Raw genomic sequence first — 21,623 nt, 5'->3', positions numbered from 1 at the left:
AAGCAGAAGGAGAAAGACATTTTTGCCACCCCCGCCCCGAACTCCGCTGGTCCGGTCATGCTGCTATTGCGCGATGCGATGCGGTTGCTATATATCGCGCCGGCGGGAGACGCGCGCGATGGCCGAATCAAAATGCGGCGCATCAAGCAGAACAAGCACCAGGGCCAAAGCGAACATTTCATGAGCATGGTGGAAAGAGAAGCTGAGACCACCCGCGGCATCGAGGCCGTGCTGCTGGCCAACCGCGAAAAGCTGATCCGTTTCCTGCTAGCTCGTGGTGCGGGAGACAGTGCCGAAGATATGTTTCAGGAATTATGGGTCCAGATCGCCCGGTCACGCACCGGCCCGATCGCAAATCCGCTTTCCTATCTCTACCGCGCCGCGAACAACCTGATGCTGGACCGTTACCGTGCCACGCGCGCGGCCGAAAGGCGCGAGAAGGCCTGGGGAGAGCAAGACAGTGGGCGGCTTCCACCATCGGTCGAGCAGTCGCTTATCTCGCGGGAAGAACTGGCCCGCGTGGAAGCGACTATCGACATGTTCGGCGAACGCCCGGCGACAGCATTCCGCTATTTTCGCATCGAGGGCATTAGCCAGCGCGAGATCGCGAGCCGGCTTGGCGTCAGCCTGAGCACCGTCGAGGCCGATCTGCGCAAAATCTACAAGGCGCTCGCCGCAATGAAAGGGAAAATCGATGAGTGATGGCACACCTTTCGCGGTCGAAGCAGAAGCACTGGACTGGATAATCCGCCAACGCGATCCCGCTTTCGACGACTGGGAAGGATTTACCGAGTGGCTGGAACTGAGCCCGGGTCATTCTGCCATCTACGACCGGATGGCTGCCATTGATGCGGAACCGGGCGATTTGCCGGAACCTGTCGAGGAAATCTCCGTTGCCAGGCAGCCTGTCCTTGCCAGTCGCAGAACTTGGCTCGGCGGGGCGATGGCCGCAGCGCTGGTCGGCATAATTGGCTTTACGTTGCTGGACAGTGGCGCGACCCACATCGAAACCGCTGCCGGCGAACAGCGGACGGTAGCGCTGGCGGACGGCTCGCGGATCGAGATCAATGGCGGGTCCGTTATCGAACTGGACGAGGACAGGCCCCGGTTCGCGCGGATTGAAAGCGGCGAAGCCATGTTCCATGTCGTCCACCGCGAAGGCGACCCGTTTCTGGTCGAGGCCGGCAAGGCCCGGCTTGTCGATATGGGGACGGCATTCAATGTCATTCGCCGGCGGGACGGGCTGACCGTCGCCGTGTCGGAAGGTCTGGTCCTGTATAATCCGCAGCGTGAAAACGTCCGGCTGGATGCCGGTTTTGGCATCGAGGCTTCTGATGCAGGCGGCCCTCCGCAGGTTCAGGCAATCGATGTTTTCAGCGTCGGTAGCTGGCGCAAAGGCCAGCTTGTCTATAATGGCACATCGATCGCGCAAGTTGCCGAGGACCTGGGCAGGACGACCGGCCTGACGATAAATGTCTCGCCCGACGTCGCCTCCCTGCCGTTTCGCGGCGCATTGCTGATCAGCGATGACCGGCAGCGGGTGATTGATGATCTGACCGCGCTCGCCGGCATAAGAGCAGAAAAACAAGATGAAGGATGGTTGCTGACCCGCTAATATGAACGCCCGCCTGTTCTCCGCCCTGTTATTGCTGTTGTTCGCGACGCCGGTCGCGGCGCGCGATGACTCGCGGCTGATCGAATTGCCGAGCGGCACATTGCTGCAAAGCCTGCCGCTGCTCGGGCGTCAGGCGGGCATCAGCATCAGCGTCGCCGACGCGAAGCTCTGGCAAAAGACGGTAAAACCGGTACGCGGCCGGATGAGCGTGCAAAAGGCGCTCGATCACATGCTTTCCGGTACCGATGCGCATGCGGTGAAAGTCGGCGCGACCAGCTGGCGGATCGAACGGCGTCCGTCCCGGGCGCAAATGGCCAGTCGCCAGCCCATATCCCCCCGTTCAGCGCGCCCGGCCAATATCCAAACACCGTTACCCCCTGTCGAGCCACGCCCGGTTGAAGAAATCGTGGTCAACGCCAGCAAGATCAACATGCCCTATGTCAACTATGCGGGCGTCGTCACCATATTGAACGGGGCCGATCTGCAATTTGGCGGAGAGCGCGGTATGGATTCGATATTGTCGCGAATGGCGACAATATCCTCCACCCATCTGGGCAGTGGCCGCAACAAGCTGTTCATCAGGGGTATCGCCGATTCCAGTTTTACCGGACCGACGCAGGCGACGGTTGGCCAGTATCTTGGCGACATCCGCCTCAGCTACAACGCTCCCGATCCCGATCTAAGGCTCTATGATATCGACCGGGTGGAAATTCTGGAAGGGCCGCAGGGCACATTATATGGTGCGGGATCGCTGGGTGGCATCATCCGAATGATACCGCAGACACCCGATCCCGGCGATACCACACTGGTCGCGTCGGCAGGCATTTCGCTGGTCCAGCATGGCGCACCGGGCGGCGATATTTCTGCAACCGCGAATATTCCGGTCGGCGAAAGCGGTCACGCACTGCGGCTGGTTGGCTATTCGATCAGCGACGGCGGCTATATCGATAATCCGCTGCTCGGCCGGAATGATGTGAACCGGACCAATATCCGTGGCGGACGCGGCACATTCCGCCTCGATCTCGGCAGCAGCTGGACGGTGGACCTGGGCGGCATCTACCAGAGGATAAAGGCCGAGGATGCGCAATATGCGGACAAGGGCGCACCACCGCTAACCCGCAGCAGTCTTGTCGAGCAGGGCGCAAGGGCACGTTACGGATCAGCGATGCTGGTGATCATGAAGGACTGGGGCGACCTCCATTTTCAATCGTCCAATGCCTATGTCGATCACAATCTCTACGAACGGTTCGACGCCAGCCTGGTCGACGATGCGCCGCGCATCTTCGACCAGCAGAACGAAACGCGTATGCTGACCAGCGAAACGAGATTATCCCGTCCTTACAGCGACGGGTTTGGCTGGGTGGTCGGAACCAGCTTCATCGACAACCGGACACGCCAGACCAGGGACTTTGGCGGAGAGAACATGCGCGCGGCCATTGTCGGCGTCACCAACCGGATCACCGAATATACCGCCTATGGCGAGGCCTCGTTCGAACTTGTGCCCGATATCGTCGCAACCGGCGGTCTGCGTTACACCCATGCGCGACTGGGCGGCGATGGCGAGGATGTCGATACGCTGCTCGCTCTCACCCAGTTCGGTCGCGCGATAACCGCAAAACGCAGGGAAGAGGATCTCCTGCCATCGGCGTCTCTGCTCGCCAATCCGGGAAAGAATGTAACTTTGTACGCCCGCTATCAGGAAGGTTTCCGCCCCGGCGGGCTGTCGATTGACGGCAGCTTCGTCCAGCGCTTCCGCAACGACCATGTATCCACTTATGATGCCGGGATGCGCTTCGGGCGCAAGGGCGTTACGCCGTTCGACGCCACGATCTCCGTCTCGCACAGCCGCTGGCGGGATATTCAGGCCGATTATATCGATGCCAATGGCTTTCCGACCACGGCGAATATCGGCGACGGCAAGATCACCAGCATATCGGGCTCCATTGCCGTCCGTCCGGTCACCGGACTGTCGCTGGAAATGGGCGCGGTTTACAACAAAAGCCGGGTCACCCAACTGTCGACGGGACTACAGCTGGCGCAAGCGACGTTGACCGGGCCGCCCACAGATTTCCTGTCGCCGGTTGCCGTCTCGCCGGCCGGACGGCTGGGTCGCATACCCAATGTTGCCAGCCACGCCGTGCGCGGCTCCGCCAACTATGAAACAATCATCGGCGACGAGGATTTCCGCCTTCAGGGATGGGCCAGCTATGTCGGTCCTTCCCGCGTCGGAATCGGCCCGGAACTGGGCGAAGGGCAAGGAGACTATGTCGACAGCGGCATTGCCGCACGGATCGGTAATCGCAAGAGAGGGCTGAGCCTGACCCTGACCAATCTGCTGGATTCGCGTGGCAATCGTTTCGCCCTGGGCACCCCGTTCGTACCGGGTAGCGACGGTTATCTGACCCCGCTCCGTCCCCGCACGATCCGTATTGCCTTCGATGTCGCCTATTAGATCTCCGGACATGCCACGCTGACCGGGTTGCCCTGCAGCTCGTCCGAAAATTTCCTGCCTTCCCGTGGCAACCGCAACCAGTCGCCGTCGGCAAGACCGGACACGCAGCCACGGAATCCCGTAGTCGCTCGACCGGCAGGGTCACCAGAATTGGATAAAAATGGTGCCCGAGGGCGGATTCGAACCACCGACACAGCGATTTTCAGTCGCTTGCTCTACCAACTGAGCTACTCGGGCATCTGGGCCTGCGCGATGCGCTGGCCACGTTAGGAAGCGACGCTATAGGCGGGGCTATTGCCGCTTGTCCAGCCTAAAAATGGCGGTTCTTTTGCGCCTGTTCACTCCTCTCCGTTTCGGCCGGAATCCCCGGTTAAATGTTCGGCGAGTTCATCCGGTGAAACCGCCTGTCCGGGGATTTTATAGCCGTCGCCCAGCCATTGCAGCAGATCGCGATCCTTGCAGCCGGCGCTACAGAACGGCATCCATTTTTCCACGGCAGCATTCCCGCAAACCGGGCATTTCGGAGTTTTCGTACCGGCCATCTGCTATCCTTAGCCCAGAATTCCGGGGAACAGACCGGAGACCAGGATCGCGGTTATGACCAGCGGGCAAAGCCAGCGCACCAGGAAAAGCCAGATGCGGTGCAGGTTTCCGTCCAGCCCGTTTTCCTGATCGATCAATCTCCGGTCCGCTATCCAGCCGATAAAAATCGAAACCAGCAAAGCCGATGCGGGCAGCAATATTTTCGCGGTCAGCTCGTCGATAATCCCGAAAACCGGTTGCCCGGAGAAGATCATGAAGTCGAACGGCTGGAAATCCGCCTGACTGTTGAACGAGAAGCTTGCCCAGGCCCCGATCAGGAAAGCGAGACCGCCGAGAACGATGGTTACCAGCCAGCGCGGCTTGTTGAAACGGCCGATTGCCCAGCTGACCGAAGCCTCCAGCAGCGCGACCGAGCTGGTGAGCGCTGCAAAAAAGACCATGATGAAGAACAATAGGCCAATCAGAGACCCCGCCGGCATCGCCTGGAAAGCGACGGGCAGGTTGACAAACAGCAAGCCGAGGCCGCCCTGCACCTGTTCCTGACCATCCAGAATGGCGGTCAGAGACGCCGGTGCGAGCGCTGCAAAGGTGATGGGGAAAATCGCAAGGCCCGCGACAATCGCGACGGAAGTGTCTGCGGTGGCGATCTGCGCCGATGTCTTGGCCAGATTGATGTCACGCGCCGCATAGGCACCATAAGTGATCATCAGTGCGGAGCCCAGAGATAGGGAAAACAGGGCCTGTCCCAGCGCCGATAGCTGGACCGACGGGTCGAGCAGGCGGGCCGGTTCGAAATCGAACAGGAAAGCCAGCGCTGCGCCGAACGATCCGGTAAAGGCACCGTAGATGGTAATCGCAACCAGCAGGAGGAAGAAGATTGGCATCAGCCAGACAGCGACTTTCTCGATCCCGCTGCTGACGCCCCGACCGACGGCAATTATGGTAAGCACCATGAAAATCGCGTGCATCGCCAGCATCTCGCTGCTGTTTGCCTGCAACGCGGGCAAGATACCCTGAATCTCATCGACCGATGATTCCGACAGGGCACCCTGTGCCAGATTTCCGGAACCGACGGCATGGGCGAAATCGCCGACGAACACGCCGATGAAATGGACAATCCATCCCGCCAACACGCTATAATAAGTGAGAATGAGAAATGCGCCGACCATGCCGATGCCGGCGCCGATCGACCACCAGCGCGAGGCGCGCGATTCGATCGCGACCCGCTTCATGCTCTCGATGGCGGAGCCCTGCCCGTGACGGCCGATAAGAGTCTCCGACAACAGGATCGGCAGTCCGATCAGCAACACACAGAATATATAGAATATGACAAAGGCGCCGCCGCCGTTCGCACCGGCCTCGGCAGGAAAGCGGACCAGATTGCCCAGTCCGACGGCCGAGCCGATGGCTGCCAATATGAATGCGGTCCGTGACGACCAGCCGTCGCCTCCCGGTGCTGTTGCGCCTGCCATCTGTGCTTCTCCCCGTTAGTTCGCGCCGGTTGCGGCCTCGTTGCCTTTGTTACTAGCTGCGCATCAACATCGGGCCAAGCGGTTTTCCGGCAAAAATATGGACATGGAGATGCGGCACTTCCTGATGCCCGTGCTTCCCGACATTGGCGAGCAGACGATAGCCGGGTTCGACCATACCAGCTTCGCGCGCGACATGGCCAACGCCGCGGATGAATCCGGCGATTTCGGCTTCGCTGGCCTTTGCCGAAAAATCATCCCAGCTGACATAGCGCCCTTTCGGGATCACAAGAATATGCTCGGGTGCCTGCGGATTGATATCGTGAAAGGCGAGCACCCACTCGTCCTCATAGACCGTCTTGTTGGGAATCTCGCCGCGCAGGATTTTCGCAAAAATATTGTCGTCATCATAAGGCTGGGTCGGGTCGATCGCCATCAGCTTGCTCCTCTTGCGGCTTTTTCCTCCAGGCCGGACAGGCCTTCGCGGCGCGCCAGTTCGGCGATCACATGGTCCAGCGACAGGTTCATGTCGGCGAGCAGCACCATCAGGTGAAACAACAGATCGGCGGCCTCTCCGGTCATCCCCGTCCGGTCATCCAGAACAGCAGCAATCACCGCTTCTGTGGCTTCCTCGCCGAGCTTCTCAGCCATTTTGGCGCGGCCCTTGGCGCGCAGGCTGGCGACATAGCTTTTGTCCGGATCGGCAGCGCGTCGCTCCAGGATCGTATGTTCGAGAGATTTGAGAATATCGGTCATCGCTGGCGGTTTGCGCGACCGATCGCCTGTTCGTCAAGCCCTTGCGGCAGAAGTTTGCCCGTCCGCGCCAAAAGCACCGCTATATTCCCGCCGTCGACGGGTGCTGCCGCTATCGAGCCACCGCTGTGGGGCGTGCTATCGCGCTTTCCTGCTCCGCCGGGCAACCATACGGCCGCCGATCAGGCCGGCGAGCCCTAGCCCGAGCATCAGCAGATTGGACGGCTCGGGAACCTGGGTCCTGCCGCGGATCACGGCAGATTTTCCTGCAGGCGCTTTCAGCGTTGCGGAGCTCTTGGCATAGCCGGTTGAGCCCCATCCGGAGTCCAGCTGGTACCGCACAGTCTCGTGATCGTCCGGATGCCCCGCCCCTTCCGCGGGAACGCCGGGGGCAACCGCCAATGCGGCCGCGCCGACCAATATTGCATTTTTCAAAAGCGTCACGCTCATTTCCCATAGCCGGGCCCGAAAGCCGATCAATATGGTTAAGCAATATTCCTGCCAAATCTTCAAAAGTCGCGTTTTTGGTGGGACAGACTGGTTAACGGAAATTGACGAGAAGGAAAAATGTAAGAAAAACCGACATCAAATATCGCCGGCCACATTTTGATACCCCAATTCTGGCTGCTGGCGGCGGTATCAGGCGCGGGCAGGCAGTTTCGCAGCCCGCAGCGCTGCATGCGCTTGGGCGATACTATATTGGCCAAAATGGAATATCGAGGCCGCGAGCACGGCATTGGCATGGCCTTTGGTCACGCCTTCGACCAGATGGTCGAGATTGCCGACTCCGCCACTGGCGACAACCGGTATTGATACGGCGTCGGCAAGAGTGCGGGTCAGTTCCAGATCATAGCCGTCGCGGGTGCCGTCGCGGTCCATCGAGGTGACCAGCAACTCCCCTGCCCCCAGTTCGGCCATGCGGATGGCATGTTCCAGCGCATCAATACCGGTCGGGGTGCGACCGCCATGGGTGAATATTTCCCAGCGTCCTTCAGCCACCCGGCGGGCGTCGATCGAGGCAACCATGCACTGGCTGCCGAAACGGGTGGCGATATCGCTGACCACTTCGGGCCGGGACACCGCGGCGCTGTTCACCGCCACCTTGTCGGCTCCGGCCATCAGCAAAGCCCGCGCATCATCCGCCGTGCGCACACCGCCGCCGACGGTCACCGGCATGAAGCAGACTTCGGCGGTGCGCCGGACGACATCGATGATCGTGTCGCGATTTTCGTGGGATGCAGTGATGTCGAGAAAGCAGAGTTCATCGGCCCCGGCAGCATCATAGGCTTGCGCCTGTTCAACCGGATCGCCAGCGTCCTGCAGGTCGACGAAATTGACGCCCTTGACCACCCGGCCATTGGCGACATCGAGGCAGGGAATGACGCGGATACGGACGGTCATGCGCGCACCGCCGTTCGTCTCGAGCGTAGTCGAGAGACGTTTGCGCGCGAAACCAATGTGTCTCGACTGCGCTCGACACGAACGGAATTGGACCGCTCAACCACGATTGGCCATCGCAATTGCGGTCGCGAGATCCAGCCGTCCGTCATAGAGCGCCCGCCCGGTAATCACGCCCTCGATGCCGTCCTTGGCAAACTGGCTCAGCATATGAATATCGTCGAGACCCTTGACCCCGCCGCTGGCGATTACCGGAATATCGACGCCGCGCGCCAGATCGACGGTCGCCTCGATATTGCAGCCGGTCAGCATCCCGTCACGTCCGACATCGGTGAACAAGATCGAGGCGACGCCTGCATCTTCAAAACGCCGCGCCAGATCGCGGACGCTGACGTCCGACACATCGGCCCAGCCTTCGGTCGCGACCATGCCGTCGCGCGCGTCAACGGCGACAACGATACCGCCTTCATATTCCTTCGCCATATCCTTGACGAAATCCGGGTCCTTGAGCGCTGCGGTTCCGATCACCAGCCGCGCCACGCCCAGTCCAAACCAGCGTTCAACCGTCTCGCGATTGCGAATGCCGCCACCCAATTGCACATAGCCCGGGAAGCTTGCGACAATGGCCTCTACCGCCTCGGCATTTTTCGGAGAGCCGGCAAAGGCGCCATCAAGATCGACGACATGGATATGTTCGGCGCCAGCAGCGGCAAACAGGCCTGCTTGTTCCGCCGGATTGTCGCCATAGACGGTGGCACGATCCATATCGCCTTCTGCGAGGCGAACGACTTCGCCGGATTTGAGATCAATTGCGGGAAATACGATCATTTCGAAAATTCCGTTCGTGGTGAGCTTGTCGAACCATGGCGATCTGAGGAAAAAGGTCCTTCGACAGGCTCAGGACGAACGGCGTTCAGCTTAGTCATGGTTTCCACTCCAGAAAACGGCGGAGAAAGGCCAGCCCGTAAGCCTGACTTTTCTCGGGGTGAAATTGCACGCCGACAATATTGTCGCGACCGACCGCTGATACCAGAGGCCCACCGTGGCTGGTCTTCGCCAATATATCCGCCTTGTTCGCGGCGTCAAAATGATAGCCGTGCAAATAATAAGCTTCGCCGGGCTCGAGCAGATCATGCCCCTCGGTCGGGGTCACATCATTCCAGCCCATATGTGGAATCTTTATCGTATCATCAGTCGGTTCGATCGCCTTCACCGTGCCGCCGATCCAGCCGAGGCCTTCATGCTCGCCAAATTCTATGCCCTTGTCGGCCAGCATCTGCATCCCGACACAGATTCCGAGGAAAGGCATTCCTTCTGCGCGAACCCGCTGCTCCAGCGCAGCCACCATGCCGTCGATCGCCATCAACGCATCGCGACAGGCACCAAAGGCACCGACACCCGGCAATATAATCCGGTCCGCACGCGCCACCAATTCCGGGTCGGCGGTGACAGAGACATTGCCGGCACCGGCGGCCATCAGCGCATTGTGCACGCTGTGCAGATTGCCCGCGCCGAAATCTATGAGAGCGATGGTTTCAGACATATTGCCGTTCAACCGCCGAAGGCGCTGACATTGGAAAGGCCATTATCGGTTTCGCGCGAAGCCGCGAAGCCGCGAAAATGTTCCGCGATCCGCACCTTCTTCGCGACTTCGCGGCTTCGCGTGATAAAATCCGGAAGAAAAGCCCGCTGACACGGAAAACACAACTCAGCCACCCAATTGCCCCTTGGTCGAGGGAATAGCGTCGCCCTTGCGCGGGTCGCGTTCGACCGCCTGGCGCATCGCGCGGGCAAAGCCCTTGAAAATGCTTTCCGCGATATGGTGATTATTCTCGCCATAGAGCAGCTCGATATGCAGCGTGATTCCCGCCGCATCGGCGACGCTGTGGAACCAGTGCTTGAACAATTCGGTGTCCATCTCGCCGAGCCGTTCTTGCGTAAAACCGGCATTCCAGACGAAATAGGGCCGGCCGGAAATATCCAGCGCTACCCGGCTCAACGTCTCGTCCATCGGCGAATAGGCGCTGCCGTACCGCACGATACCGGCCTTGTCGCCAAGCGCCTGGTTGATCGCCTGGCCCAGCGCGATAGCGCTGTCTTCCGTCGTGTGGTGCTGGTCGACGTGGAGATCGCCCTTGATCCGCAATTTCAGGTCAATCAACGAATGACGCGAGAATTGTTCGATCATATGATCGAGAAAACCGATGCCGGTAGACACGTCATATTGACCGGTTCCGTCGAGGTTCAACTCGACAAAAATCTCGGTTTCCTTGGTATTTCGTTCGATTGTCGCTGTTCTCATGCAACAGGCCTATAATGGCTTGGGCAAATCAGGCAAGAATTTCGGGGCCTTTGGTCAACGCGAAATTCATTTTACGCCCTTGACCCGATGCTCGCTTCGCGCCACCTAGTGCAAATGAGCGACGATGCACCCGATAGCCTGATTCCTTACGACGAAATCGTCCAGGAAGCCCTGCGCGCGGTGGTCGGCCGGGTGCTGGGAGAAGTTGTCAGAGACGGCCTGCCCGGCGAGCATCATTTCTACATCACCTTCAAGACCCGCGCGCCCGGCGTGGACATCCCCGATCACCTCATCGCGCGTTTCCCGGACGAAATGACGATCGTCATCCAGAACCGCTATTGGGACCTGAAGGTCGACGAGGACCGTTTCGAAGTCGGTCTGAGCTTCAACCAGATCAGTTCGATGCTGCATATCCCATTCGCGGCAATCACCTCCTTCGTCGATCCGGCGGTGGATTTTGCCCTGCAGTTTCACGTCGACGAGGTCGAAGGCGATATCAACAGCCACGACCCCGCAGAAAATGACGGCGAGACGGAAGCGGTCGAAACCGTTGATGACGGCTCCAACGTGGTGACGGTGGACTTCGGCAAGAAAAAGTGAGCGGGACCCGCACCGAAACCGACTCTCTCGGCGAAATTGAAGTGCCAGCCGATGCCTATTGGGGCGCCCAGACACAACGCAGCATCGAGAATTTTCCCTTCCCCAGACAGGAACGCATGCCGATCCGCCTGATCCACGCGCTGGCTGCGGTCAAACAGGCAGCAGCACGGGTCAATGGCATCCATGGCCTGGAACCGGAAATCGCCGCCGCCATCGAAAAGGCCGCCAATGCCGTGCGCACCGGCGAATATGACAACCAGTTTCCGCTCACCATCTGGCAGACCGGGTCCGGCACCCAGTCGAACATGAACGTCAATGAAGTGATCGCCGGCGTCGCCAACGAGGCGATCTACGGAACGCGCGGCGGCAAATATCCGGTCCATCCGAACGACCATGTCAATCGCGGACAGTCGTCCAACGACAGCTTCCCCACCGCCATGCATGTGGCAGCCGCACGGGCGCTGGAAGTCGAGCTGTTCCCGGCATTGGAACAATTGCACGACGCGTTGGCGGAAAAGGCGCAAAAATGGAAATCGATCGTCAAGATCGGCCGCACCCATTTGCAGGACGCCACGCCGCTGACTCTGGGACAGGAATTTTCCGGCTATGCCGCACAACTGGTCGCCGCCCGCGACCGGATCGAAAGCGTGCTGCCCCGACTATTACAACTGGCGCAAGGCGGAACAGCGGTCGGAACCGGTCTCAATGCACCGGAAAATTTCGGCGAGAATATCGCCAAGGAAATCTCCAAGATCACCGGCCTGAAATTCACCTCCGCCCCGAACAAGTTCGCCGAGCTGGCCGCGCATGACACGATGGTCGAACTGTCTGGCGCGCTCAATACGCTGGCGGTGTCGCTGACCAAGATCGCCAATGATATCCGCCTGCTCGGCTCCGGGCCGCGTTCCGGCCTTGGCGAGCTCGACCTGCCGGCCAATGAACCGGGCAGCTCGATCATGCCGGGCAAGGTCAATCCGACCCAGTGCGAGATGCTGACCATGGTCGCCGCGCAAGTCATCGGCAATCATCAGGCAGTGACGGTCGGCGGGCTGCAGGGCCATCTGGAACTCAATGTATTCAAGCCGCTGATCGGCGCCAATGTGCTGCGCTCGATCGAGATAATTTCCATCGGCATGTCGAGCTTTTCCGAACGCTGCGTGGAAGGTCTGGAGGCTAATGAAGCGCGGATCAAGGAGCTGGTCGATAACTCGCTCATGCTGGTGACCGCACTTGCCCCGGTGATCGGCTATGACAAAGCTGCGGCGATTGCCAAATATGCCCATAAAACCGGTCAGACCCTGCGCGCATCCGCGCTGGAGCTCGGTCTGGTTGACGCAGAAACCTATGATACCCATGTAAGACCTGAGAATATGGTCGGAAATCATTCCTGATCCGGGAACCAGAGCATGTCGCTAATCAGAAATATATTTACCGCAGCCGTGGGTTACGAGGCCCGCAAACATACCAGAGGCCATGGCTTGCGCAATTTCGGCCTCGGCATGCTCGCGGCCCGTCTGGCCACCCGGTCCGTCCCCGGCGCGCTGCTGGTCGGCGGGGCGCTGATCGCGAAAAAGCTCTATGATGACAAGAAAGAGGCAGAAGCCCTACCCGCATCCGAGGCGGTGATTGATATTGAGGGCCGCCCGGTTCCTGTAGACAGCGAAACTACGGCAGATCCGGCGCTACGTCTTCCCGGTTAACCAGTAGCCGGTGCCAGCTGCCTGCCAATCCTTCACAGCTTCGTTCGGTACAGTCAGCATCAGGATATTGAGCGCGAGATTGTCGCGGATCATATAGCCGGTAAACAGCTCGAAAATCACGGCTATTGCCAGTGTTGCTTTCCAAGGCAGTCGCGAGGCGAGGAAAAATCCGATGATCATCCACGCGATATCGGCCATCGAGTTGATAATACTGTCCCCCTCATAACCATAGGAAATGGTCGCCTCGCGATAGCGGTCGATGATGACGGGGGAGTTTTCCAACACTTCCCACGCGCCCTCCACCAATATTGACAGCGCAAGGATCACGCCAAGCGGGAACAGCTTCGGCAAGCGCTTGCGCAATAGATGTCCCAGCCCGAAAAAAACAAAACCGTGAATGATATGACTCATCGAATACCAGTCGGCGAGATGCTGGCTATTTTCCGATGATTGCACCACGCCCTGCCACAGTTTGACCGTACCGCAGCTACAGATCGGAGGGCGTCCCATGCCAAACAGGATCAGCGCAAAACCGGCGAATAATATGAAGGCGATCAGCGCGCTGGTTTTGCTGATCCTGAGTGGCCATTTTATCATGTAATTCCTCTCACGCAGTGATCGTGTGAGAACAGCATATCCGTCCGATTGCAATACTGGTTGTAACAGACGTTGCTGTATACCTTTTTAAAGACGCTGATATTTAGGTATTTGGGGATTGTTGCACCTGTCACGGTGATTCCCTCGGTAATTCCACGTTGATCAAAAAAGTTGACACTCAATGACGATATTTAAATTTGATAAACACGGTTTTCTCTGGGAACCGAACTTGCACGATCGATGGGTATCAAGGTTAATCTTGAATTCCGAGCAATGTATCGAAATCGACTTCACTTCCAGCCATAAAAGCTCAGCTGTTTGCTTGAGTTTTGTTGACGTCGATGATTTTCAAAGTGTCATTCGGGGTCCGCGAATATTTACAGAACTTTTTGTATCTGGAAATGGCACCGGAACCGAAAATGACGAAATCAGTATCATGGAAAGTCTGGTGCCGAAGGAATTTGGAAAGCAGATAATTGACTCGTACAAGAAAAGAGAAAATAGTGAGAAACAAAAGACATTCTTAGTGCTTGCCATGATGGATGGATACGTAAGCTTCTGGTTCACTGAAATGTTTTTTGACGATAGTTCACCAACTACACTCAATTGAGATCGCGATGGCCTGGCCATCCCCCCCCCCAAGCCGCCCGAAACAAAATTCCTACATCGGCAACAATCTATCCAACATCACGCAAAATAGCGCCTCCTTGGCCCGAACTTTGACAGACTTTGGAGCAGATTCTGCATTGAAGGCATGGTTTCCAGCCTCTCCGCAATCCACCCGCAATTGCTCACAACCCGAATTTCGGTGAGCAGAACCTATCGGCTCAATTGCAATATTGATTGCCACTGACATTGCTGTAAGCTGCGTGAGAACCGCCAATATGAAGCGGCACAGGAGAGCATATTGGCAACCACCGCGCAAACGGGGCATTCCCCCCGCAAATTCTATGGCTGGACCAATGTCGGGCTGTTCTTCTTCATCCAGTTCGCCGCCTCCGGCTTCGTCTATTTCGCCTATTCGGTGGTCTTCCCGGTGATGGTCGAGACCATGAACTGGAACCGCGGCTCCGCCTCCATTGCCCAGTCGGTTGCGCTGATAACGCTTGGCTTGTCTTACCCTCTGACCGGCTATTTGCTGAGCCGCTCGGGTGTCCGCAGGACCGTTACCACCGGACTGCTGGTGATGCTGGCCGGTCTTCTGCTGCTGGTCTTCGGCGTCACCGAATTATGGCACTGGATCCTGGTCTGGGGCGTGGTCATGGGGCTGTCTTTCGGTCTGACCGGCCCGATCTGCGCGCAGACCGCCATGATCAGCTGGTTCAGCATCAAGCGATCGACGACAATCGGCATAGTCATGACCGGCGGTGCGCTCGGCGGCGCGATGGCGCAGCCGGCGCTGGCCGAGATGATGGAACGGTTTGACAGCTGGCGGGCCGCCTGGACCATTGCCGCCGCGATGGTCGTCATTGCGCTGGTCGCGACGCGGTTCATCATCAATCGCCCTAGCGATATCGGTCAATTCCCCGACAATATCGATCCCGCACGCGCGGTCAGCGAGGAACAGGCTCATCACACGCGCCCGAGAACCTATCGCACCGACCATGCCTGGACGATGCGGGAGATCATCCGCAAACCGACTCTCTATCTGATGATGGTGATTTCGGTCGGCTATCTGGGCACCTTTTTCGCCCTGCTCAACCATGGCGTTCTGCATCTGACAGACAATGGCCTGAAGGGGCTCGAAGCGGCCGGCATATTCGGGCTTCTGATTCTGGGCAGCGGGCTGGCGCGGATTCCGGCCGGCTGGCTCGGCGACCAGTTCGAACTGCGCTGGACGATATTCGGATCCATCGCCCTGATGGCATTAGCATTGGCCGGATTCTGGCAGGGGCAGGAGATATGGCTGTTGTCGCTTATGGGGATGCTGTTCGGCGCCGGCTATGGCAGTCTGCTGGTGTTGCTCCCTGCAGCAATCGGCAATTATTTCGGCGAGCGCGCCTTTCCCATCATCAATTCCCTGTTCGCTCCTGTGGTTCTGCCCTTCGCCGCCGCCGCGCCCGCGGGAGCCGGCTTCGTGTTCGAGGCGACCGGCAGCTACGACTTCGCCTTTGCCGGGGCGATCATCCTGCTCGCCGCCGGAATGCTCGCCGCCTTTTGTCTGAAGCCACCGGCGACGCCCGTCTAGATATTGCCGTCGCTCGAGAGCAGCGCCGCGATCGGGCGAGTGCCGGGCCGGCGCGCCAGCACGATCATCAATATCGTGGTGAACGGCACCGCCAGGATGGCGCCGGGAATACCCCACAGGCTGCTCCAGATGGCCAGCGAAACCAGCACCACCATCGGGCTGAGGTTTACCGATTTGCTGAGCATTTTCGGCTCCACGACATTACCGATAATCACCTGGGCCGTGGTCATCAGGCCGGTGGCGATCAGGGGAACGGTCAGCGTGCCGAACTGGGCCACGGCGAACAGGGCCGGAAAAGCCACGCCGACGAAAGAGCCGATATAGGGAATATAGTTGAGCAATCCGATGATGATCGCCCACAATGCGGCATATTCCACGCCCAATATCAGCAATATCACCCAGCAGACGACGCCGAGGATGATATTGATCAGCGTCTTGGTCGCCAGATAGCTGCCGATATCATGGTTGATCCGGGTGATCATGTTCAGCGTGTCGGTGGAATCGCTGTCCGAACCGAAGGCCCGCCGCACCTTTTCGGGAAATCCGGTAATCTCGCTGAGCAGGAAGGAGGCGTATAATATCGTGATGAAGACAAATCCGCCGAAGCTGGTCAGCGAGGACAGGACCGACTGGGCCAGCGCGGCGATATCGATCTCGGTAAAGAATCGCGTCGCAAATTCGCTGATCGCCTTGGCGACCGCTTCAGTGCCCCGGTCGAAGATCGCCGAGGGCGATGCCATCAGCTCGGACACCTCGGGGCGTCCGATGCTCTCGTCCGCCGGCATCGGGAACCACGCGGCGAACAGATTTTCCAGATTGCGCTGATAGACGGGCAGCGAGGGCACCAGATTCTGCAGGCTGGCGACCAGCATCCGGGTCATTGCGAACAGCATGGCCAAAACCGCGATCAGGGCGAGCGTGGCGCGAAGCCACAGGGGCGTCTGGCCGAGGCCGGGTATCCGGGCAACGGTGGCGCTGGCGGCGTAGAGAATCTGGAGCAGGATGATCGCGGTCACGATCGGCAGGATGATGTCCTGACCCACGTAAAACAGCCAGCCGATCATGATCGTGATACCGATCGCATAGAATATGGTGCTGATACGTCCCTGAATCATGATGTTGCGATAGCCGTAATCTGCGGGACTGTCATCAGGATGATTGCGCTGCCGGCAGATATTAAACTAGCGGACAAGCATCTTGACGCGATGCGCCCCTATCGGCCAATAGCCGCTATGGCCGACAATATTGCTTCCCAGAATATCGACAATGATCACCGCGAGCTGAACCGCAGAGGGCTGCTCTTCGTGCTGTCATCGCCTTCGGGCGCGGGCAAATCGACGCTGGCCAAAATGCTGCTGGAAGCCGACGACGAAATCGCCATGTCGGTATCCGTGACGACCCGGCCGAAACGGCCCGGTGAGGAACATGGCAAGGATTATTATTTCGTCAGCGGCGACCAGTTCGAGGAAATGGTCGCGGACCAGAGTTTCCTGGAATATGCCACGGTCTTCGGTAACCGCTACGGGACGCCATCGGTACCGGTGAACCAGAGTCTGGAAGCCGGACAGGATGTCCTGTTCGACATCGACTGGCAGGGCACACAGCAGCTCTATCAGCGCGCCGGTCAGGATGTGGTACGGGTCTTCATTCTGCCACCCTCGCTCGGGGAATTGCGCAACCGTCTGGAAAGCCGCAACACCGACGCCCCGGAGATCATCGAAAGCCGGATGCAGCGCGCGGCCAGCGAGATCAGCCATTGGGACGGCTATGACTATGTCCTGATCAACGACGATCTTGATGCCTGTTTCACCAAGGTGAAGCAGATTCTCGCTACCGAGCGCATGCGACGGGCGCGGCAAACCGGTCTGATCGGCTTTGTCCGGGATCTGATGGCCGAGTGATCGGCCGTTCGGGGCTAGTTCTGCCCCGGCTTAATCAAAGAGGATGGCATCAGGAGCGTCGCAATGGCCGCGCCCAATAGGGGGCGGACGCAAGGCCTACTCGGCCGGGAATAGGAGCTTGCCCATGCGGTAGGCAATATATCCCGGACGCGCATTTGCTGATCCGCATCCTGACACCATCCCCCCGATTGAGCTCAGATGCGACCCGATAGCTTATCTTGCTATTCAGGACCTTCACCCAGCTACGGGCCGGATACCATATTGCTGTGCCACCCCGTTTTCCGTTCGACCAACGGCAATTGCCAGTCGATGAAAAGGCAATTCTGTTGCATTCTGTGCACTTGTCCGGTCCGGCCGATACCGCCCCCGGATATTTGCTCGCAAAAGACCGTTGGTTTTCCACCGCCAAGCGGTTACCAAAGCGACAATGGCGGATCGCTGACGGGGGCAATATGACAGAGTTACGGGAAATTGACGTCCTGATCGTTGGCGGTGGTTTTTCGACAATGCCGCTTATCCGCGAACTGGACGCGAGCGGTATCGGCTGGCTCATGGTGTCCCCGATGATGCCGATCTGGCAGCAGCTGGAAGCCGCCGACGCGCTGGATTTCGATCTGGTGAGTTCGCTGCAGAGCAGCGTCTATTCGTTCGAATTGGTCGAGATGCTCAGGGAACAGGGAGAGGATTTCAGCGACGGCTTTCCAACCGCCCGCGAATTCTACGCGATCCACAAGAAATATGCCGCGCGCTATGCCGACCGCATCCACCACGGTCTCGTCGACCGCATCGACAATCATGCCGACCATAGCATCGTGCATCTGGAAAGCGGCGAGCAGTTCCGCGCCAAACATGTCGTCGTCGCAACCGCTTTCCGGCGGAAGATGAACGCCAATCTGAAGCAGATCACCGTTGACGAAAGCTTTGCCGGCAAGAGCGTGGCGGTCACATCCACCGGAGACAGTTCGAATCTGCTGATCGCCAAGCTGGTCGCTTATGGCGCGAAAGTGCATCTGGTCAGCAACGGCTTCATCATTCTCGACAAGATGTTCGCCACCTTTTCGCCCTTCGACGACGGGCCGCGTTTCGTCCCGCTCGACCAGCTGGAATGCCACAATTTCTCCGAAATCAGCAAGTGGAGCTACCGCGCCTTCATCGACGGCGGCTATATTCACGGCCTGATCCATCACCGCTTTGCCCAGTTGTTCGACCGCAACAGCCTTGGCGTGCGCCACCCCAAGAGCATCCGGCCGCACAAGGACATCCGCCATTTCTTCAAGGCAAAGGCGCCGGTCGAAAACGGCCATATCGCGATCAAATATTGGCCGATCGATGTCTACAAGCTCTATTGCGAGGAGACGCTGGAACAGAAGATCGCCGATGGCTATCTGATCAACGATCTGCCCTTCTTTCTGGAGCATGGCCATGTGAAACTGTGGGACAAGGCGGCCACAACCATCGATCATGAGGCGATGACGCTGAGCGAAGACGGCGAAAGCGCAAGCTTCGATATGCTCATCGACGGCGATCAGGAAATACCCGCAGTTCCGGAGATCCGGGCGCATGGCGAAAGCGGAGTGGAAGTCTTTGCCTACAAGCCGCGCGAACAGTTCATGGGCGTGACGTCACCCGGGCTGCAGAATATCTACACCATAGGTTTCACTCGCCCCTTTACCGGCGGCCTCAACAATATCACCGAAATGCAGTGCCTGCTGGTTCACCGGATGATCGCCGATCCGGACTTTCGCGACAGTATCAGGACCAATATCGACCAGCGCATCGCCGACTATAACGCGACTTATTATACCAAGCGGCCGGAGAAAAAGACCGATCATCTGGTCTGGTACGGGACCTTCACCGACGAGGTCGCCAAGCTGCTCGACATTCGCCCGGCCCGCGCCGACATGCCCGGGAAGAAGGGCCTGATGCGCTATTATATGTTCCCCAATAATGTTTTCCGCTTTCGCGAAAAGGGCCGATATGCAGTCGATGGCGTGGACAAACTGATCGAGCATACCTCGAAACAATATCACGATTATAAGGTGCTGGCGTTGCTGGTCATCCGCTACCCGTTTTTCGAGCTGCTGGCGCTCGCCACTATCCTGCTGGCGCCCGTGCCCTGGTGGGTCAAGATCCCGGCAGCGATCATTCACAACCGCCTGCCCTTCACCTCGACGCTGGTCGGAAAATTCGGCCTGCCGACGCGGGAGAGCAAGGCGATATTCAATTACCGCAAGGCGATCAGCTTCCCGGTGCTGGCTTATCCGTTGGTGGCGGCAGTCGTATGGGCAGCGGCGGGTATGGACGCGGCGTTCGCGTTTTCGGCGGGGTTGCTGGCCTATGTCTACGCGATGATCCATCTTGGCACGGCGAAGGGCTGGAACCGGAAGTTTTTTTGCGATATGAAAAGCAAAAGGTCGCCGGAGATGGTTGGTTTTTTTGAGCGTTATCGGGCGGTTTTTGGGCGGGTACGAAGCAATCACTGACCCAATAATCCGAGTCAATTTAGATTGAAGCTCGTCTTTATAAAAAAGGCCACGGTAAAATCTTCATCTTTGTTATTTGGTTTACTGGCGTCTTTGGTGTACCCAAGTTTTATCCCGGGCAATACTGGAGACTTTGAACCCACTTTGTAGAAGATAGGAAATTCCAACCCGAAATCGCCAGACAGAAAATCTACACTGCCTGTTGGCGCGATCCCGATGCCTTTGTTAACATCTGACAGCATGAAAAACCTTCGATACTCAGCACGAACGACAAGTGTCTCCTTTGAAGTAGGTCCCGACGGTGCGGCGCTTTTGCAGTCCTCCGCTGGATCGGTTACGACCGTTCGACAGACAATTCCTTCTTCAGCGGCTTCAAATGCGTTGCCGTATTCAGCTTCCAGCTTCCATGCACTCACCGTGTCTGATGGATAAATAACGCCTGCGATGGCCAATGAATATGAAATTTTGGTGTCATCTTCATCCGTAAAGGCACCGGGCAGAATGTAATCAAATTCTTTGACGCCAACACTTCCTTTAACGCTGACTGCATAAAACGGGTCATAAATCGCAGAAGACAATCGCCGGTGCACCTCTGGTAGATGATCTTGCACGAACACTGAGGCAGGTACACGCCGATGTGCTTCACAGTCTTTTTTCTTCTGTTCTTCACATGCTTCAATCGCTGCTCGAACATAAGCCTGAAATCGCGGATCAGTAAGATCAGAAAGCGAACTGGAAAATCTTTTCCAGGTTAAACTGCCGGTTAACGAAACTTGATTATCCAATACATCGAGCTTCGGATCCAACAAATCAGTTGTTCCGCCAACCGGTGCATCCAAACCCAACTTCCAGAAGAAAGCATCCTGTTTTTGATCGCTACCACCTGTGTCACGATCAGCTGTTAGCACCCCTCCGATTGAAGCACTGGCTTTTGCTTCTTTCTCGGAAATGTCGATGGAAGTCGAAACTCCTCTTGTAATTGTATCAAATCTATCACTTGGTGCGGGTGGCCCTTCCTCAACCGCGTATGGGCCACGAAGAGTTTGAGCATCAGCATCTTGGCTGATCGAAATCATCGGAACTGTGGCGAGCAAAACAGAGACTGTGTTGAAAATATTGACGAATCTCATGCTTCATCTCCATGCTCAAAGAACCAAGTGTCGCTATCCTGAGTGAATTGTGCAGGCACTTCGACTGTCATTGGCCAAGCCGCTCCCATCGGATAGGATATTGGCGGCTTTTCCACGACCGTAATCGATGCTTTGTTGCCTGACTCGATAACGTGAAGTCGCAAGCCATAGGTGCCATTTGGCAACTTGGCTTCACTCGACAGAGTGAACTTACCACCTGTTCGAGATTTCAATTTCAAGCGGTGCGCAATTAAATCCCGTCGCTGTTTGTTCCAGGAAAATAGATGCACAAACCATCCAACATGACTTTTGCTCTTTGGTTCGACCAGAATCTCAATGTTGTTCATAAAAGGGCTCCTTCGATTGTTTCTTGAAACAAATTGAGGACGGCATCGCGTGACCCCCATCACGCTCCCCCAAAAACTCCCCCTTGAAAACAGAACAAACATTGAACATATAGCGCGGACCACCCTGTTCTTTTGGCCCGCTGGA

At 57.8% G+C, this 21,623-nt stretch carries 24 protein-coding genes and 1 tRNA gene; 10 read left to right on the top strand and 15 right to left on the bottom strand.

The annotated features are described in order from the left end of the window. Window positions 1–57: 57 nt before the first annotated feature. From CHN51_RS10070 to CHN51_RS10060, 3 genes are read left to right on the top strand one after another with little or no spacing between them, the layout of a single operon-like run. Complete coding sequence (locus CHN51_RS10070; protein WP_346426320.1) at window positions 58–702, top strand: RNA polymerase sigma factor; 645 nt, start codon at window positions 58–60, stop codon at window positions 700–702. Then, window positions 695–1,615 (top strand): FecR domain-containing protein, encoded by a 921-nt coding sequence (locus CHN51_RS10065; RefSeq protein WP_100093899.1) that lies wholly within the window; start codon window positions 695–697, stop codon window positions 1,613–1,615. Before CHN51_RS10070 ends, CHN51_RS10065 begins: the two co-directional genes overlap by 8 nt. A gap of 1 nt (window position 1,616) precedes the next feature. Further along, complete coding sequence (locus CHN51_RS10060) at window positions 1,617–4,067, top strand: TonB-dependent receptor (protein WP_100093898.1); 2,451 nt, start codon at window positions 1,617–1,619, stop codon at window positions 4,065–4,067. A 161-nt stretch (window positions 4,068–4,228) separates the two neighbouring features. Here the strand turns inward: CHN51_RS10060 and CHN51_RS10055 are convergent. From CHN51_RS10055 to hisB, 11 genes are all read right to left on the bottom strand, one after another. Beyond that, window positions 4,229–4,304 (bottom strand) — tRNA-Phe (locus CHN51_RS10055). 101 nt (window positions 4,305–4,405) lie between these two features. Beyond that, window positions 4,406–4,609: a DNA gyrase inhibitor YacG gene (gene yacG / locus CHN51_RS10050; protein ID WP_100093897.1), complete on the bottom strand. Its 204-nt coding sequence runs from the start codon at window positions 4,607–4,609 to the stop codon at window positions 4,406–4,408. A gap of 9 nt (window positions 4,610–4,618) precedes the next feature. Continuing rightward, complete coding sequence (locus CHN51_RS10045) at window positions 4,619–6,082, bottom strand: sodium-dependent transporter (RefSeq protein WP_100093896.1); 1,464 nt, start codon at window positions 6,080–6,082, stop codon at window positions 4,619–4,621. Between the two features lie 52 nt (window positions 6,083–6,134). Then, window positions 6,135–6,515 carry a histidine triad nucleotide-binding protein gene (locus tag CHN51_RS10040; RefSeq protein WP_100093895.1) on the bottom strand — a complete coding sequence of 127 codons (381 nt, stop codon included), beginning with the start codon at window positions 6,513–6,515 and terminating at the stop codon, window positions 6,135–6,137. Then, a complete protein-coding gene (locus CHN51_RS10035; RefSeq protein ID WP_100093894.1) occupies window positions 6,515–6,835 on the bottom strand; it encodes a phosphoribosyl-ATP diphosphatase in 321 nt (106 codons plus the stop codon). The genes CHN51_RS10040 and CHN51_RS10035 overlap by 1 nt, the downstream gene beginning before the upstream one ends. Before the next feature lie 135 nt (window positions 6,836–6,970). After that, the gene (locus tag CHN51_RS10030; RefSeq protein ID WP_164089112.1) at window positions 6,971–7,276 is read right to left on the bottom strand and encodes a PEP-CTERM sorting domain-containing protein; all 306 of its coding nucleotides are present in this window, start codon (window positions 7,274–7,276) and stop codon (window positions 6,971–6,973) included. Window positions 7,277–7,471: 195 nt separating this feature from the next. Further along, window positions 7,472–8,233 carry an imidazole glycerol phosphate synthase subunit HisF gene (gene hisF / locus CHN51_RS10025; RefSeq protein WP_100093892.1) on the bottom strand — a complete coding sequence of 254 codons (762 nt, stop codon included), beginning with the start codon at window positions 8,231–8,233 and terminating at the stop codon, window positions 7,472–7,474. Window positions 8,234–8,329: 96 nt separating this feature from the next. Then, on the bottom strand, window positions 8,330–9,058 hold the full coding sequence (gene hisA / locus CHN51_RS10020; RefSeq protein WP_100093891.1) for a 1-(5-phosphoribosyl)-5-[(5-phosphoribosylamino)methylideneamino]imidazole-4-carboxamide isomerase: 729 nt from the start codon (window positions 9,056–9,058) through the stop codon (window positions 8,330–8,332). Between the two features lie 94 nt (window positions 9,059–9,152). Then, entirely contained in the window at window positions 9,153–9,773 is a 621-nt protein-coding gene (gene hisH / locus CHN51_RS10015) for an imidazole glycerol phosphate synthase subunit HisH (protein WP_100093890.1), read from the bottom strand. Window positions 9,774–9,781: 8 nt separating this feature from the next. Further along, window positions 9,782–9,946, bottom strand: a complete 165-nt coding sequence (locus tag CHN51_RS19760; RefSeq protein WP_164089111.1) for a hypothetical protein — start codon at window positions 9,944–9,946, stop codon at window positions 9,782–9,784. Further along, complete coding sequence (gene hisB, locus CHN51_RS10010) at window positions 9,939–10,532, bottom strand: imidazoleglycerol-phosphate dehydratase HisB (RefSeq protein WP_100093889.1); 594 nt, start codon at window positions 10,530–10,532, stop codon at window positions 9,939–9,941. The genes CHN51_RS19760 and hisB overlap by 8 nt, the downstream gene beginning before the upstream one ends. Before the next feature lie 114 nt (window positions 10,533–10,646). Between hisB and CHN51_RS10005 the strand changes: the two genes are divergently transcribed. The 3 genes from CHN51_RS10005 to CHN51_RS09995 are packed head-to-tail and all read left to right on the top strand — an operon-like array spanning window position 10,647 to window position 12,832. After that, the gene (locus CHN51_RS10005) at window positions 10,647–11,132 is read left to right on the top strand and encodes a ClpXP protease specificity-enhancing factor SspB (RefSeq protein WP_100093888.1); all 486 of its coding nucleotides are present in this window, start codon (window positions 10,647–10,649) and stop codon (window positions 11,130–11,132) included. Beyond that, on the top strand, window positions 11,129–12,523 hold the full coding sequence (fumC, locus tag CHN51_RS10000) for a class II fumarate hydratase (protein ID WP_100093887.1): 1,395 nt from the start codon (window positions 11,129–11,131) through the stop codon (window positions 12,521–12,523). Before CHN51_RS10005 ends, fumC begins: the two co-directional genes overlap by 4 nt. 15 nt (window positions 12,524–12,538) lie before the next feature. Then, window positions 12,539–12,832 (top strand): hypothetical protein, encoded by a 294-nt coding sequence (locus CHN51_RS09995; RefSeq protein WP_100093886.1) that lies wholly within the window; start codon window positions 12,539–12,541, stop codon window positions 12,830–12,832. Here CHN51_RS09995 and CHN51_RS09990 read toward each other — a convergent pair. Beyond that, a complete protein-coding gene (locus CHN51_RS09990; protein ID WP_100093885.1) occupies window positions 12,815–13,429 on the bottom strand; it encodes a DUF2585 domain-containing protein in 615 nt (204 codons plus the stop codon). The two genes, CHN51_RS09995 and CHN51_RS09990, sit on opposite strands and share 18 nt — an antisense overlap. 181 nt (window positions 13,430–13,610) lie before the next feature. On the opposite strand from CHN51_RS09990, the gene CHN51_RS09985 reads away from it, so the two are divergent. After that, the gene (locus tag CHN51_RS09985) at window positions 13,611–14,039 is read left to right on the top strand and encodes a hypothetical protein (protein WP_100093884.1); all 429 of its coding nucleotides are present in this window, start codon (window positions 13,611–13,613) and stop codon (window positions 14,037–14,039) included. 297 nt (window positions 14,040–14,336) lie between these two features. Further along, window positions 14,337–15,617 (top strand): MFS transporter, encoded by a 1,281-nt coding sequence (locus CHN51_RS09980; RefSeq protein WP_164089109.1) that lies wholly within the window; start codon window positions 14,337–14,339, stop codon window positions 15,615–15,617. Here CHN51_RS09980 and CHN51_RS09975 read toward each other — a convergent pair. Continuing rightward, complete coding sequence (locus tag CHN51_RS09975; protein WP_100093882.1) at window positions 15,614–16,732, bottom strand: AI-2E family transporter; 1,119 nt, start codon at window positions 16,730–16,732, stop codon at window positions 15,614–15,616. The two genes, CHN51_RS09980 and CHN51_RS09975, sit on opposite strands and share 4 nt — an antisense overlap. Before the next feature lie 117 nt (window positions 16,733–16,849). On the opposite strand from CHN51_RS09975, the gene gmk reads away from it, so the two are divergent. Together gmk and CHN51_RS09965 are read left to right on the top strand one after the other, a co-directional pair. Further along, the gene (gene gmk, locus CHN51_RS09970; protein WP_100095544.1) at window positions 16,850–17,518 is read left to right on the top strand and encodes a guanylate kinase; all 669 of its coding nucleotides are present in this window, start codon (window positions 16,850–16,852) and stop codon (window positions 17,516–17,518) included. Window positions 17,519–17,970: 452 nt separating this feature from the next. Further along, window positions 17,971–20,001 (top strand): hypothetical protein, encoded by a 2,031-nt coding sequence (locus tag CHN51_RS09965; RefSeq protein ID WP_123906297.1) that lies wholly within the window; start codon window positions 17,971–17,973, stop codon window positions 19,999–20,001. A gap of 14 nt (window positions 20,002–20,015) precedes the next feature. Here CHN51_RS09965 and CHN51_RS09960 read toward each other — a convergent pair whose 3' ends face one another. Together CHN51_RS09960 and CHN51_RS09955 are read right to left on the bottom strand one after the other, a co-directional pair. Further along, on the bottom strand, window positions 20,016–21,131 hold the full coding sequence (locus tag CHN51_RS09960; RefSeq protein ID WP_100093880.1) for a hypothetical protein: 1,116 nt from the start codon (window positions 21,129–21,131) through the stop codon (window positions 20,016–20,018). Then, window positions 21,128–21,478, bottom strand: a complete 351-nt coding sequence (locus CHN51_RS09955; protein WP_100093879.1) for a hypothetical protein — start codon at window positions 21,476–21,478, stop codon at window positions 21,128–21,130. The genes CHN51_RS09960 and CHN51_RS09955 overlap by 4 nt, the downstream gene beginning before the upstream one ends. Window positions 21,479–21,623: the final 145 nt, after the last annotated feature.

The sequence above is a fragment of the Sphingorhabdus sp. YGSMI21 genome (assembly GCF_002776575.1).
GTDB lineage: Bacteria > Pseudomonadota > Alphaproteobacteria > Sphingomonadales > Sphingomonadaceae > Parasphingorhabdus.
This window is presented reverse-complemented; position numbering and strand designations above follow the sequence as displayed.

Bases quoted from the DNA above. Each gene is read 5' to 3' on its own strand.
- CHN51_RS09985 (WP_100093884.1), top strand. From the start codon at position 13,611: ATGACGATATTTAAATTTGATAAACACGGTTTTCTCTGGGAACCGAAC.
- CHN51_RS10035 (WP_100093894.1), bottom strand. From the start codon at position 6,835: ATGACCGATATTCTCAAATCTCTCGAACATACGATCCTGGAGCGACGC.
- hisB (WP_100093889.1), bottom strand. From the start codon at position 10,532: ATGAGAACAGCGACAATCGAACGAAATACCAAGGAAACCGAGATTTTT.
- CHN51_RS10005 (WP_100093888.1), top strand. From the start codon at position 10,647: ATGAGCGACGATGCACCCGATAGCCTGATTCCTTACGACGAAATCGTC.
- CHN51_RS09975 (WP_100093882.1), bottom strand. From the start codon at position 16,732: ATGATTCAGGGACGTATCAGCACCATATTCTATGCGATCGGTATCACG.
- hisA (WP_100093891.1), bottom strand. From the start codon at position 9,058: ATGATCGTATTTCCCGCAATTGATCTCAAATCCGGCGAAGTCGTTCGC.
- hisF (WP_100093892.1), bottom strand. From the start codon at position 8,233: ATGACCGTCCGTATCCGCGTCATTCCCTGCCTCGATGTCGCCAATGGC.
- CHN51_RS09965 (WP_123906297.1), top strand. From the start codon at position 17,971: ATGACAGAGTTACGGGAAATTGACGTCCTGATCGTTGGCGGTGGTTTT.
- CHN51_RS09960 (WP_100093880.1), bottom strand. From the start codon at position 21,131: ATGAGATTCGTCAATATTTTCAACACAGTCTCTGTTTTGCTCGCCACA.
- CHN51_RS10040 (WP_100093895.1), bottom strand. From the start codon at position 6,515: ATGGCGATCGACCCGACCCAGCCTTATGATGACGACAATATTTTTGCG.
- CHN51_RS10060 (WP_100093898.1), top strand. From the start codon at position 1,617: ATGAACGCCCGCCTGTTCTCCGCCCTGTTATTGCTGTTGTTCGCGACG.
- CHN51_RS09955 (WP_100093879.1), bottom strand. From the start codon at position 21,478: ATGAACAACATTGAGATTCTGGTCGAACCAAAGAGCAAAAGTCATGTT.
- CHN51_RS09990 (WP_100093885.1), bottom strand. From the start codon at position 13,429: ATGATAAAATGGCCACTCAGGATCAGCAAAACCAGCGCGCTGATCGCC.
- CHN51_RS10065 (WP_100093899.1), top strand. From the start codon at position 695: ATGAGTGATGGCACACCTTTCGCGGTCGAAGCAGAAGCACTGGACTGG.
- gmk (WP_100095544.1), top strand. From the start codon at position 16,850: ATGGCCGACAATATTGCTTCCCAGAATATCGACAATGATCACCGCGAG.
- CHN51_RS10070 (WP_346426320.1), top strand. From the start codon at position 58: ATGCTGCTATTGCGCGATGCGATGCGGTTGCTATATATCGCGCCGGCG.
- yacG (WP_100093897.1), bottom strand. From the start codon at position 4,609: ATGGCCGGTACGAAAACTCCGAAATGCCCGGTTTGCGGGAATGCTGCC.
- CHN51_RS10045 (WP_100093896.1), bottom strand. From the start codon at position 6,082: ATGGCAGGCGCAACAGCACCGGGAGGCGACGGCTGGTCGTCACGGACC.
- CHN51_RS09995 (WP_100093886.1), top strand. From the start codon at position 12,539: ATGTCGCTAATCAGAAATATATTTACCGCAGCCGTGGGTTACGAGGCC.
- hisH (WP_100093890.1), bottom strand. From the start codon at position 9,773: ATGTCTGAAACCATCGCTCTCATAGATTTCGGCGCGGGCAATCTGCAC.